Origin of the sequence: Microbacterium sp. NPDC058062 (assembly GCF_042885375.1) — a bacterium.
In the GTDB taxonomy this organism is placed as follows: domain Bacteria; phylum Actinomycetota; class Actinomycetes; order Actinomycetales; family Microbacteriaceae; genus Microbacterium; species Microbacterium trichothecenolyticum_C.
On sequence record NZ_JBHVSC010000002.1, the window covers coordinates 933,854 to 946,492 of the forward strand.

The 12,639-nt window shown below is 70.2% G+C and carries 10 protein-coding genes; 3 read left to right on the forward strand and 7 right to left on the reverse strand.

Annotation, left to right across the window (positions count from 1 at the left end):
• Nucleotides 1-63: 63 nt before the first annotated feature.
• Entirely contained in the window at nucleotides 64-744 is a 681-nt protein-coding gene (locus ACFVSU_RS08950; RefSeq protein WP_387141072.1) for a pentapeptide repeat-containing protein, read from the forward strand.
• Nucleotides 745-754: 10 nt separating this feature from the next.
• Here ACFVSU_RS08950 and ACFVSU_RS08955 read toward each other — a convergent pair whose 3' ends face one another.
• From ACFVSU_RS08955 to ACFVSU_RS08965, 3 genes are all read right to left on the reverse strand, one after another.
• Nucleotides 755-2,293: a cytochrome b/b6 domain-containing protein gene (locus ACFVSU_RS08955; RefSeq protein WP_387141075.1), complete on the reverse strand. Its 1,539-nt coding sequence runs from the start codon at nucleotides 2,291-2,293 to the stop codon at nucleotides 755-757.
• 264 nt (nucleotides 2,294-2,557) lie between these two features.
• Nucleotides 2,558-3,523: an electron transfer flavoprotein subunit alpha/FixB family protein gene (locus ACFVSU_RS08960; RefSeq protein WP_387141078.1), complete on the reverse strand. Its 966-nt coding sequence runs from the start codon at nucleotides 3,521-3,523 to the stop codon at nucleotides 2,558-2,560.
• Between the two features lie 9 nt (nucleotides 3,524-3,532).
• Nucleotides 3,533-4,309, reverse strand: a complete 777-nt coding sequence (locus ACFVSU_RS08965) for an electron transfer flavoprotein subunit beta/FixA family protein (protein WP_387141081.1) — start codon at nucleotides 4,307-4,309, stop codon at nucleotides 3,533-3,535.
• Between the two features lie 181 nt (nucleotides 4,310-4,490).
• Between ACFVSU_RS08965 and ACFVSU_RS08970 the strand changes: the two genes are divergently transcribed.
• Nucleotides 4,491-5,027 (forward strand): MarR family transcriptional regulator, encoded by a 537-nt coding sequence (locus tag ACFVSU_RS08970; protein WP_310286104.1) that lies wholly within the window; start codon nucleotides 4,491-4,493, stop codon nucleotides 5,025-5,027.
• Nucleotides 5,028-5,121: 94 nt separating this feature from the next.
• Here the strand turns inward: ACFVSU_RS08970 and ACFVSU_RS08975 are convergent, their stop codons facing one another.
• The 3 genes from ACFVSU_RS08975 to ACFVSU_RS08985 all read right to left on the reverse strand — a co-directional run bounded on the left by ACFVSU_RS08975 (nucleotide 5,122) and on the right by ACFVSU_RS08985 (nucleotide 8,059).
• Nucleotides 5,122-5,898 carry an enoyl-CoA hydratase-related protein gene (locus ACFVSU_RS08975; protein WP_387141085.1) on the reverse strand — a complete coding sequence of 259 codons (777 nt, stop codon included), beginning with the start codon at nucleotides 5,896-5,898 and terminating at the stop codon, nucleotides 5,122-5,124.
• Nucleotides 5,899-5,961: 63 nt separating this feature from the next.
• Nucleotides 5,962-6,861, reverse strand: coding sequence for a 3-hydroxyisobutyrate dehydrogenase (gene mmsB / locus ACFVSU_RS08980; RefSeq protein ID WP_387141088.1), 900 nt, complete (start codon nucleotides 6,859-6,861; stop codon nucleotides 5,962-5,964).
• 25 nt (nucleotides 6,862-6,886) lie between these two features.
• Entirely contained in the window at nucleotides 6,887-8,059 is a 1,173-nt protein-coding gene (locus tag ACFVSU_RS08985; protein WP_387141091.1) for an acyl-CoA dehydrogenase family protein, read from the reverse strand.
• Nucleotides 8,060-8,266: 207 nt separating this feature from the next.
• On the opposite strand from ACFVSU_RS08985, the gene ACFVSU_RS08990 reads away from it, so the two are divergent.
• Nucleotides 8,267-12,103: a choice-of-anchor I family protein gene (locus ACFVSU_RS08990; protein ID WP_387141095.1), complete on the forward strand. Its 3,837-nt coding sequence runs from the start codon at nucleotides 8,267-8,269 to the stop codon at nucleotides 12,101-12,103.
• 52 nt (nucleotides 12,104-12,155) lie between these two features.
• Here ACFVSU_RS08990 and ACFVSU_RS08995 read toward each other — a convergent pair whose 3' ends face one another.
• On the reverse strand, nucleotides 12,156-12,488 hold the full coding sequence (locus tag ACFVSU_RS08995; RefSeq protein WP_387141097.1) for a YciI family protein: 333 nt from the start codon (nucleotides 12,486-12,488) through the stop codon (nucleotides 12,156-12,158).
• Nucleotides 12,489-12,639 lie beyond the last annotated feature (151 nt).

Sequence of the window (12,639 nt, forward strand, 5' to 3'; positions counted from 1 at the left end):
TATCCCCCCTCTCCGGATGCTCTGCGAGGTGCGGCGTCGGCGGTACGGGCTAAGGTTGCGGCGATGCCAGCTGCCAGATCCCGCAAGACCCAGGGCACCCAGCCGCCCTCCTTCGACTTCGACGAATCGTCGCTGGGCGCGCTCGATCCCGGCGACGACGAGTTGCTCGACTCCGGGCGCCTCGACGGCGTCGCGTACGCGGGCATCGCCCGCGACACATGGCAGCTCGAGTCCGGCGCCACCGTCGAGGCGTGCCGCTTCGACGGCCTCGACCTCGAGAGCTGGGCGCTCCGCGGTGCCCACCTCGTCGAGTCCGTGTTCGCCGGCGCCAACGTGCCCGCGGTCTCGGCCGCGCGCGGCGGCTGGCGCGACGTCGAGCTCCGCGACAGCCGGTTCGGCTCCGTCGAGGCCTACGACGTGGCCTGGCGCGGCGTCCGATTCACTCGCTGCAAGCTCGGCTACGTGAACCTCCGCGGGGCAGAGCTCCTGGACGTCGCCTTCGTCGACTGCACCATCGACGAGATCGACCTGCTGGATGCCTCGGCCCGCCGCGTCGCGTTCGACGGCGCCCGCATCGGCACGCTGAACGCCAGCGGGGCGCGGCTCACCGACGTCGACCTGCGCGGGGCCGACGTGGGTCAGGTCGTCGGGATGGAGGGCCTCCGCGGCGCGACCATCTCCCCCGAGCAGCTGCAGCTCATGGCGTCGGCCCTCGCCGACCTCGCCGGCATCGTCGTCGAGTAAACCGGTCGCGTCAGCGGCCGGAGACCTTGCCGAACAGGCGGGCGATCGGCGCGAGCACGAGCGGCCGGGCGGCCACCCACGCGATTGCGATGACAGCGAGCGACGCGACGAAGAGCCAGAACCCGGTCCAGTTGTCGGCGTACGCGTTCGGGTCGACCGAGCCCTGCGCGGCGTACATGTGGTTGAGGTTGCGCAGCGCTCCGGTCGCGAACACCAGGAACACGTGCACCGCGATGAACACGACGAAGTAGAGCATCACCGGGAAGTGCACGGCGCGCGCCCACTCCACCGGGTACGCGTTGTTCAGCCCGGCCGCGTTCTTCGGCCAGACATGGCTCATCCGCACGCCCGTCGCGATCGCCAGAGGTGCGGCGAGGAACACGGTGGCGAAGTACGCGAGCTGCTGCAGCGAGTTGTAGTTCACCCAGCCGTTCTCGGTCGGCCAGTCCAGCGAGACGTACTGCAGGCCCGCCGAGATCGCGTTGGGGAACACCTCCCACGACGTGGGCACGATCTTCATCCACTGGCCGGTCACGAACAGCAGCACCACGAAGATCACGCCGTTGACGATCCACAGGATGTCCAGCGACTGGTGGAACCACAGGTTCAGGCTCATCTTGCGCCGGCCGTTGCTGCGCGGCGACCAGAACACCGTCGGGCGCTTCTCGGTGCGCACCTGCAGACCGGTGCGGATGATCAGCACCATGAGGAAGACGTTGAAGAAGTGCTGCCACCCGAGCCAGGCCGGAACGCCCACCGGGGCTCCTTCGGGCAGGTGGTACTCGCCCGGGTAGGTCGCGAGGAAGTCCACGCCCCACTGCGTCGAGAGCAGCCAGCGCACCGCGAACACTGCCATGGCGGCCGCGTACAGCAGCCCGGCACCGCCGACGATCACCGCGCCGGCCCACTGGCCGCGCGTGAACGGCCCGATCCGCTTCGGCTCCGCCTTGGCCGCGGGGTGGGTCTGGGCGGTGGCACCGGCCCAGACCGTGCGCCGGAACGGCAGCGGCTGCGTCAGCGGGACGCCGGTCGCGGTGCTCGGCGCGGCGGGAACGACGGTCTCGACGGGAACGGTCCCCACGCCCCCTCCAGACGCCGCTGGCGCGTCGCCCGGAGCCTCCGGGCGCGTGGGCCCAGCTGCCACCTCGGCAGCTGCAACGGCCGGCGCCTCCGCAGCCTGCGGGGCTGCGGCATCCGTCACCACCGCCGCGGTCGCGGTCGGCGCGAAGCCCGCCGGCGGCCAGGGCTCGCCGCCGGCCACACGCGGAAGTCCGCGGCGGAGCGCCTTCGTCCCCTCGCCCGCGGCCGAAGGTGTCGCTTCTGGCGCGGTCGCCGCGGCGGTGGCGACCACAGGTGCCACCTTCTCGGGGCTCACCGGCTCCGAAGGTGTCACCTCTGGTCGCGCGGCGGTCTCGGTGGCGGCGACAGCTGCCACCTTCGCCGCAGCGACCGGGACGACGGATACCGGCGGCCACGGCTCCCCGCCGGACACGCGCGGCAGGCCACGACGCACGGCCCGCGCCCCGGGCACCGACGCCTCGGGAGTCACGACCGCAGGGGGCGCAGCACCCGGTCCCGCAACTTCCGCCACCGATGCGGCAGCGACCGCTGCCGGAAACTCGCGAACGTCGGGGTGCGCGCCGGCCGGGGGCGTTTCGTCTCGGTCGTCCCTCGCTCGCTCAACGAGCGGGGATTGCGCAGCGGCGCCGTTGCCGTTCGCGCCGGGCGCGGCGCCGGCGGGCGGCCAGGGCTCGCCGCCGGGCACGCGCGGGAGGCCGCGGCGCACCGTGGAACCGAACGTCGCCATACCGGGTTACGCCTTCTTCGCCTCGAGCGCGGCGATCAGCTGCGGCACGACCGTGAACAGATCGCCCACCACGCCGAAGTCCGCGATCTCGAAGATCGGGGCGTCCGCGTCCTTGTTGATCGCGACGATGGTCTTCGCGGTCTGCATACCGGCCTTGTGCTGGATCGCGCCCGAGATGCCGAGCGCGACATACAGCTGCGGCGACACCGAGACACCGGTCTGCCCGACCTGGTACGAGTACGGCACGTACCCGGCGTCGACGGCGGCACGCGACGCGCCGATCGCGGCACCGAGCGCGTCGGCGAGCTGCTCGACGAGCTCGAACTTCTCGCCGGATCCGAGTCCGCGTCCGCCCGAGACCACCTTCGCCGCACCACGCAGCTCGGGGCGCGACGACGACACCACGGCCTCGTCGACCGAGGTCACGGTCGCAGCGCGACGGCTCGAGGCGCGCACCTCGAGCGGCTCCCCCTCGACTCCGTCGACCGCGTCGGCGCGGGCGTCGATCGAGCCCTGGCGGATCGTGATGACCGGCGCACCCCAGGTGACGGCCGAGTCGACGTTGTACGCACCGCCGTAGACAGAGTGGTGCGCGACCACGCCTTCCGCGTCGCGCGAGACACCGACCGCGTCGACCGCGACGCCCGAGCGGGTGCGGGCGGCGTACCGGCCGGCGACCTCGCGGCCCTCCACCGAGTTCGCCACGAGGATCGCGTCGGGGCGCACCAGGTCGGCGGCCTCCGTCAGAGCGTCCACCCGCGGGACCGACAGGCCCTCGCCGGCCGGCGCGACCAGCACCGACGCGGCACCGAGAGCCGCAGCATCCGCCGCCAATGCGGCATCGCCGACGATCACCGCGACCGGCGTGCCCACCGAGGCAGCAGCGCCCAGCAGCTCAGCCGCCGTCTTGGCGAGGCCGCCCGAGGGCGTGGTGTCGAGGAGGACCAGGATCGAGTCATCTGCAAACGTCATCGGGGCACCTCACGCGAGCCGGTTCTGAATGAGGAAGTCCGCGAGCTTCTGGCCCGCATCCCCCTCGTCGACGATCTTGACGCCGGCCTCGCGCGGCGGCTTCTCACTCAGCGCGATCACGATCGAGCGCGACGCATCGGGATCGTGCGGGTCGATCTCGAGCTCGGCGAGCGACAGGGTCTCGAACGGCTTCTTCTTCGCCGCCATGATGCCCTTGAAGTTGGGGAAGCGCGCGTCGGGCAGCGCCTCGGTGATCGAGATCACCGCCGGCAGCGCCGCCGTCACCTGCAGCGTCGCCCCGTCCGAGGCACGCGTGCCGAGCACCTCGCCCTCGCGGATATCGACCGAACTCAGATACGTCGCCGACGGCACGTCGAGGATCTCGGCCACCATCGCGGGGACGATCCCGCCCACCCCGTCGGTCGACAGGTTGCCGCCGATCACCAGGTCGAACCCGGTGCGCTGCAGCGCCGCGGCGAGCACCTCGGCCGTCAGCCCCAGATCGGCGCCGAGCAGTCCCTCGTCTACGACCTGCACCGCCGACGCGGCACCCATCGCCAGCCCCTTGCGCACCGTCGCCGCCGACGACTCCGGCGTCATCGAGAGGACGACCACCTCGGTGCCCGGCGTCTTGTCGGCGTACGACAACGCGACCTCGAGCGCCCGCTCACCGATCTCGTCGAGCACCGTCTCGCTCGCGCCGCGATCGGCAAGTCCCGTCTCCAGCGACAGCTTGCGATCCCCATAGGTATCCGGGACTTCCTTGACCAGGACGACGATCTTCATACGATCTCCTCACGCTGGGCACGAGTCTATGGCTCGCGCCGCAATGTACCCAATCCCGCGAAATGAACCGGCGATGACCGACCCGTGACCCGCCGTGTGTATACATAAGCGGCCGTTTCGCGGCATCCGCGTGTCCGTTGTCGGCCCGGTCCACCGGTACGGTGGGGACGAGGAGGTCGACATGGCAGCACCCAGGCGTCTTCCGGTCGACCCGATCGCTGAAGCCAAGCGCCAGTGGATCGCCCATGGCTGGGAGGACGCGGCCGCGGGCATGACCGCCGTGACGTCGATCATCCGCGCGCAGCAGCTCCTCTTCGCGCGCATCGACACCGCGCTCAAGCCGTTCGGCCTGTCGTTCGCCCGGTACGAGATGCTGCGCCTGCTCGGCTTCACCAGAGAGGGACGGATGCCGATGGCCAGCGCCATCGCCCGCCTGCAGGTGCACCCGACCAGTGTCACGAACACCGTCGACCGCCTCGCCCGCGACGGCCTCGTCTCGCGCGAGCCGCACCCCGGCGACGGCCGCGCGGCGATGCTGGTGCTCACCGACACCGGGCGCGAGCTCGTGGAGCGCGCGACCACGGCGCTGAACACCGAGGTCTTCGAGGACCCGGGCCTCACCGACGCCGACACGACCGAGCTCGTGCGGATCATCGCACGCTTCCGCAAGGACGCCGGCGACTTCACCGAGCCCCGCCCGATGCCCGACCCGCTCTGACCCCTGGGTCGCGACCGCGTCCAGGGCGTTTCGTCTCGCCCGTTCCTCGCTCGCTCAACGAGCGGAGAAGAAGGGCGGGGATCAGCGGGAGGAGTCAGCGGCCGGTGAACTCGGGAGCGCGCTTCTCGCGGAAGGCGGCCATGCCCTCCTTCTGGTCCGCGGTGTCGAAGAGGCTCGCGAACACGTGCTTCTCGAGGCGCAGGCCCTCGGAGAGCGAGGTCTCCTGCGCGGCGTCCAGCACGGCCTTCGCGGCGTACAGCGACGGGAGGCTCTTCGACGCGATCGCCTCGGCCGTCTTCTGCGCCTCGGCCAACAGGTCGGCCGCGGGCACGACGCGCGAGGCGAGTCCCGACCGCTCGGCTTCCGCAGCATCCATCATCCGTCCCGTGAGGATGAGCTCGGCGGCCTTGTAGTAGCCGACCGCACGGATGAGGCGCTGCGAGCCGCCCATGCCGGGGATGACGCCGAGGTTGATCTCGGGCTGCCCGAACTTCGCGGTGTCGGCCGCGAGGATGATGTCGCACATCATCGCGAGCTCGCACCCGCCGCCGAGCGCGTAGCCCGAGACGGCCGCGATCACCGGCGTGCGCACGGCGGCGAACTGCGTCCAGCCGCCGAAGTGGTCGCCCATCAGCATCTCGAGCCCGTTCTTGGACTCCATCTCCTTGATGTCGGCACCCGCGGCGAACGCGCGCTCCGAGCCGGTCACGACGATCGCGCCGATCCCCTCGTCGGCATCGAAGATGGATGCCGCGGCCACGACGTCGCGGCACACCTGGGAGTTCAGCGCGTTGAGCGCCTCCGGCCGGTTGAGGGTGATCCACCCGACCCGGCCGCGGGTCTCGACGAGGATCGTCTCGTACTCGGTCATGCGTGCTCCGTCCCGGCCGCATCGGTGCGGTCCGTTCGATCGTAGATGCGCCGGGAAGGCGGGTCAGTCCGAGAACTCGCGGATCGAGTTGATGATGCCCGAGAAGTCCTGGCCGGCACCGGGGCCGTCCGCGTAGTGGGCGTAGATCTCGCGCGCGAGCATGCCCATGCGGGCATCCACCCCCGTGAGCTGGATCGCCTGCTCGGCGAGGCCCAGGTCCTTGTTCATGAGGGCGCCCGCGAATCCCGGCTGGTAGTCGCGGTTCGCGGGACTCGTCGGAACGGGCCCGGGCACGGGGCAGTTCGTCGTCAGCGCCCAGCACTGGCCCGATGCGTTCGAGGCGACGTCGAAGAGGGCCTGGTGCGAGAGCCCCAGCCGCTCCCCCAGCACGAACGCCTCGGCGACGGCGATCTGCGACACCGCGAGGATCATGTTGTTGCACACCTTGGCGGCCTGGCCGAGCCCGGCGCCGCCGCAGTGCACGACGCGGCGGCCCATCGCCTCGAGCAGGGGCCGTGCCGCCTCGAAGTCGTCGTCCGTGCCGCCGACCATGAACGCGAGCGTGGCGTTCTCGGCGCCGACCACCCCGCCCGAGACCGGGGCGTCGAGCGAGCGATGCCCGGCCGCCTCGGCGAGCGCGTGCGCGGCGCGCGCCTCGTCCACGGCGATCGTCGAGCAGTCGATGAACAGTGCTCCGGATGCTGCGACCCCGAGGAGCCCTTCAGCCCCGCCGGAGCCCCGATAGGCCTCCAGCACCTGCGCGCCGGACTGGAACATCGTGATGACGACGTCCGCGGCGGTGGCGGCATCCGTTCCCGAGTCCGCGACGGTCAGCCCCGCCTCTCGCGCCGCGTCGACCGCGGCGGGGAAGACGTCGAAGCCGACCACCTCGTGTCCGCTGCCGGAGAGATTCCGTGCCATGGGCAGGCCCATATGGCCGAGCCCCAGGAATGCGACCTTCATGTCGGACCTCCTCGTCCTGAGATCGTCAGTGCGCGAGCAGCTGGCGGCCGATGATCACGCGCATGATCTCGTTCGTCCCCTCCAGGATCTGATGCACACGCAGATCGCGCACCACCTTCTCGATCCCGTACTCGTGGAGGTAACCGTAGCCGCCGTGCAGCTGCAGCGCCTGGTTCGCGACGGTGAAGCCCGCGTCCGTGGCGAACCGCTTGGCCATCGCGCACTGCATGGAGGCGTCGGGCGCCTTCGCGTCGAGGGCGGCGGCGGCATCGCGCACGAGCGCGCGCGCCGCCCGCAGCTCGGTGGCCATGTCGGCGAGCGCGAACACCACGGCCTGCTTCTCGGCCAGCGGCTCGCCGAAGGTGAAGCGCTCGTGCACGTAGGTCACCGCGCGGTCGAGGGCCCACTGCGCGCCACCCAGCGAGCAGGCGGCGATGTTGATGCGACCGCCGTCGAGCGCCGACATCGCGATCTTGAAGCCCTGGCCCTCGCCGCCGAGGATGTTCGCGGCGGGCACGCGCACCTCGTCGAGGATCACCTGCCGCGTCGGCTGGGCATTCCATCCCATCTTGTGCTCGAGCTGCCCGAACGACAGCCCGGCGGTGTCGGCCGGCACGAGGAACGCGGTGATGCCGCGCGCGCCGGCATCGGCATCCGTGCGGGCCATGACGATGTAGACGGATGCCTCGCCCCCGCCGGAGATGAACTGCTTGACGCCGGTCAGCACATACTCGTCGCCCGACCGGATCGCGCTCGTCGCGATGGCGGCGGCGTCGGACCCGGCACCCGGCTCGGTGAGGCAGTAACTGCCGAAGCCCTGCATCGACGTCAGGAGCGGAAGCCACTCCTGGCGCTGAGCGTCGGTGCCGTACGTGTCGATCATCCACGCCACCATGTTGTGGATCGAGATGTAGGCGGCGATGGCGGGGTCGCCCTTCGCCAGCTCCTCGAAGATCGCGGCCGCGTCGGAGCGCGAGAGACCTGAGCCGCCGACGTCCTCGCGGACGTAGATGCCGCCGAGACCGAGTTCGCCGCCGAGCTGCAGCGTCTCGCGGGGGAAGTGCGATGTCGCGTCCCACTCCAGCGCGTGCGGCGCGAGTTCGGACTGCGCGAAATCGCGCACGGCTTCGATGATGGCTGCGCGCTCGTCTTCGCTGATGGCGACGGGAGCGAGCACGGGGACAGGGGTGGCGTCCATACGTCTCTCCGGTGAGTCAGGGTGACGGCTTCGTCACGACTTCCAGAATACTAGGACATCCATGTAGTTGCTCGGTAATCCGTGCACCCGAGTGGTCTTGTGCCGTTCACCCTGGGGTCACCTTCGCTAGAGAGGCTCGAACCGATTCGGTCTGGACGCTGGGTTCCATTCCGTGTCGCACCCGTCACCCCCTTACCGAGGACACGCATGCCTTCGCATCTTCTCCGCCGCGCCGTCGCGTTCACCGCGACGACCGCGGCCGTCTGCACGCTCGCGCTGACAAGCAGCACCGCGGCATCCGCCGCGCTCGTTCCGGACTACTTCAGCGACTCCGCCCCGAACGCCGCCGTCTCGTTGACCCCGCTCGGCACGCACGAGTCCGGTGTCTATGGGGAGTCCGCCGCCGAGATCGTGCAGGCCTACCGCGACCGCCTGTTCGTGGTCAACGCGCAGGCCGGCACGGTGGTCGTGCTCGACAACACCGACCCCGAGCATCCGACCGAACTGTTCTCGATCGCCTCGACGGGTGTCGCCAACTCCCTCGCCGTCCGCGACGACGGCCTGGGCGTCGTCGCCTTCGAGGCCGAGGAGAAGACCGACAAGGGTCACCTCGTGTTCTTCGACGCGAACAAGGACTCGGCCGAAGCCGCAGTGCTCGGTCAGGTCGAGGTCGGTGCCCTCCCCGACATGGTCACCGTCTCGAAGGACGGCAAGTACGCGGTCGTGGCGAACGAGGGCGAGCCCGCCGACGACTTCTCGCTCGACCCCGAGGGCTCGATCAGCGTCGTGACGCTTCCGGCCGGCGTCGCCGCTCCGGCCCAGAGTGCGGTCAAGACCGCGGGCTTCGGCGCCTTCGAAGCCGGTGGCACCAAGACGCTCGACCCGAAGGTGCGCGTGTTCGGCCCGGACGTCGCTGCACCCGACCAGGGCGACAAGCCGCTCACGGCCAACCGCGTGAGCCGCAACCTCGAGCCGGAGTACATCACGGTCGACGGCACCACCGCGTACGCGGCGCTGCAGGAGGCCAACGCGATCGCGGTCATCGACCTCACCAAGCCCGAGATCACCTCGATCCTCCCGCTCGGGTACAAGGACTACGGCATCGCGGGCAACGGTCTCGACGCGAGCGACCGCGACCCGCAGGGCGCTCCGACCGTCAACATCAAGACCTACCCCGGTCTCCAGGGCCTCTACATGCCCGACGGCATCCAGTCGTTCCAGGCGACCGTCGGCGGCAAGACTGCGACGTACCTCGTCACCGCGAACGAGGGCGACGCGCGCGAGTGGGGTGTGGAAGACACCGACTCGTACTTCATCGACGAGGCCCGCATCAAGGACCTCGGCAAGGACGGCCTCGCCGGCATCTGCGCGACCGGCCCGCTCTCGGAGATCGCGAACATCCAGAAGGACGATGTCCTCGGTCGCCTGAAGGTGGTCACCGACCTCGGCAAGGCCGACGGCGCCGACTGCTACAGCGAGCTGTATGCCTACGGCGGTCGCTCGTTCTCGATCTGGGACACCAAGGGCAACCTGGTGTTCGACTCGGGTGACGACTTCGAGCAGATCACGTCGCAGATCCCGGGGCTGGTCTTCAACGCCAGCAACGACAACAACAACAGCAACGACCGCAGCGACGACAAGGGCCCCGAGCCCGAGAATGTCACGGTCGGCGTCGTCGGCGGCAAGACCTACGCCTTCGTCGGTCTGGAGCGCGTCGGCGGCGTGATGGTCTACGACATCACCGACCCCGCGGCGGCGCAGTACGTCACCTACGTCAACAACCGCGACTTCACGAAGGACGTGAAGACGTCCGCGGCCGGCGACCTCGGCCCCGAGGGCATCCAGTTCATCTCGGCGCTGCGCTCGTCGACTGGCACTCCGCAGCTCGTCGTGGGCAGCGAGGTCTCCGGCACCACCACCGTGTGGGACGTCGAGCAGCTCACCGCCTCGCAGCCCGACGTGCGCGTGCTGACGATCAACGACTTCCACGGGCGCCTCGTGCAGGAAACCGGCGGAGTCGCGGGTGCGGCGGTGCTCGCGGGCGCTGTCGACAAGTACCGTCAGCAGAACCCGAACACGCTGTTCGTCTCCGCCGGCGACAACATCGGCGCCTCGGCGTTCGAGTCGTTCATCGACGACGACGACCCGACGATCGACGCGCTGATCGCGGCCGGCCTCGACGCCAGCGCGGTCGGAAACCACGAGTTCGACCAGGGCTTCGACGACCTGGTGAACGACGTCATCCCGAGCTACGAGGGCGACCAGAACGCCGACGCGATGAGCGACTTCGCCCTCGGCGCCAACGTCTTCACGAAGGGCACCGACGAGCACGCGCTGCAGCCGTACACGATCAAGACGGTCAACGGCACGAAGATCGCGTTCGTCGGCGTCGTCACGACGCAGACGGCCGGCATGGTGAGCCCCGACGGCATCGCCGACATCGAGTTCCGCGACCTGGTCGACTCGGCCAACGACGCGGCGGCGGATGCTGTGGACGAAGGCGCAGACGTCGTCATCCTGCTCGCCCACGAGGGCGCCGCGAGCTCGGCGCTCGAGGCCAGCCAGGCCGACGACGCGTTCGGCGACCTGGTGGAGAACGCGTCGGACGACGTCGACGCCATCGTCTCGGCGCACACGCACCAGCGGTACGCGCACGAGATCGGCGGTCGCCCGGTCATCCAGGCGCACCAGTACGGCACCGCTCTCGGCACGCTCGACATCGAGCTGACCGAGACCGGCGAGCTCGAGTCGATCACCGGCGGCACCGTCTCGCTGTACGACTCGGTCGTGAGCCAGCACGTCGCGTACCCGCAGACCGACACGAAGTCGATCGTCGACGAGGCCGTGAAGGTCGCGAACGAAAAGGGCCAGGTGCAGGTCGGCGCGATCACGGCCGACATCCTCCGGGGCAAGACCTCGACCGGCAGCGAGGACCGCGGCGTGCACTCCACGCTCGGCAACACCGTCGCCGACGTCTACCTGTGGGCGACGAGCGCGAACCCGAACTACGGCGGCGCGAACGCCCAGATCGCGTTCATGAACCCGGGCGGCCTCCGCAACGACCTGCTGTTCGGCGACGACAACGGCGCGATGTCGTACCGCGAGGTCGCGAACGTCCAGCCGTTCGGCAACACGCTGGTGACGCTCGACCTGACCGGCGCGCAGATCAAGGAGATCCTCGAGCAGCAGTGGCAGCCCGACGGCGCGTCGCGCCCGAAGCTCGCCCTCGGCGTCTCGAAGGGCTTCACGTTCGAGTACGACCCGGCGGCCGCCCGCGATGCGCACGTCGTGTCGATGCAGTACCAGGGTGAGAAGATCGACCCGACGGACACCTTCCGCGTCGTGACGAACTCGTTCCTCTCGGCCGGTGGCGACAACTTCTTCTCCTTCGCCGACGGCACGAACGTGCTCGACTCGGGCCAGATCGACCTGCAGGCGACGGTGGACTTCTTCGCCGCCGCCGGTGCACCGGTCGCACCGTCGCCCGCGAACCGCGCGTACCTGATCGGCGAGCAGCCCCCGGTCGAGGGCACCGACCCCGGCACGGACCCGGGCACCGACCCGGGTACCGACCCCGGCACCACCACCCCGCCCACGCCCGTGAACCCCGGCGGCAACCCGCCGGCGGCGGGCGTGCAGCGCGGCGGTGACTGGGCGAAGGTCGACGTGGGCTCAGGCCGTGTCGAGCAGGGCGGCACGCTGCGCGTCTCGCTCTCGGGCCTCGAGCCTGGCCAGACGGTGGCCGCGACGCTCTTCAGCGACCCGGTCGTGGTCTCGGGCATCCCGGCCGCCGACGCGCAGGGCCGTCTGAGCTTCACCGTCGCGATCCCGTCGGACATCGCGCTCGGCGACCACCGCCTGGTGATCACGTCGGCGGGTCTCGACCCGATCGAGGTGGGCGTCACGGTCGTGGCTCCCGGAGCCCTCGCCGCCACCGGCTCGGAGTTCCCGTGGGGCATCGCGGTCGGCGGCGCAGCGCTGCTGATGGTCGCCGGCGCGGCCCTCTTCGTGATCCGCAAGCGTCGCGAGAGCACCACGGACTGACACACCGCACACGAGACGGCCCCCAACTCCGGGTGGGGGCCGTCTCTTCGTGTCACTGGTCCCAGACCATGAACGGGCGCAGTTCGAGCTGGCCGTTCCGTGCCATCGGATGCCGCGACGCGATCTCGATGGCCTCCTCCAGGCTCTCCACCTCGAGGATGTCGAAGCCGCAGATGACCTCCGCCGTCTCGACGTACGGACCGCGGCTCGTGAGAACCTTGCCGCCGCGCACCTTCACCACCGTGGAGTCGGCCTGCGGCGCGAGCACCTCGCCGATGACGCGCTTGCCGCTGGCGTCGAGCGGGTCGACCCACAGGTCGACGTCGGACTCGTCGGTCTCGGCATCGGGCTCGAGCGACGTGACGACGAACATCATGTACTTCATGGGGTGATCCTTCCGGTTGTGGGCGGCTGTCCGCCAGCCTCACTCCGGTCGTCGCCTGACCGGCGACGATGTCGACAGTTTGACCAAGAAGTTTTTTCGACGTGAGTGTGCCCCCGGTCTCGAACGGAGAGATCATCCTCCGGATGGACCC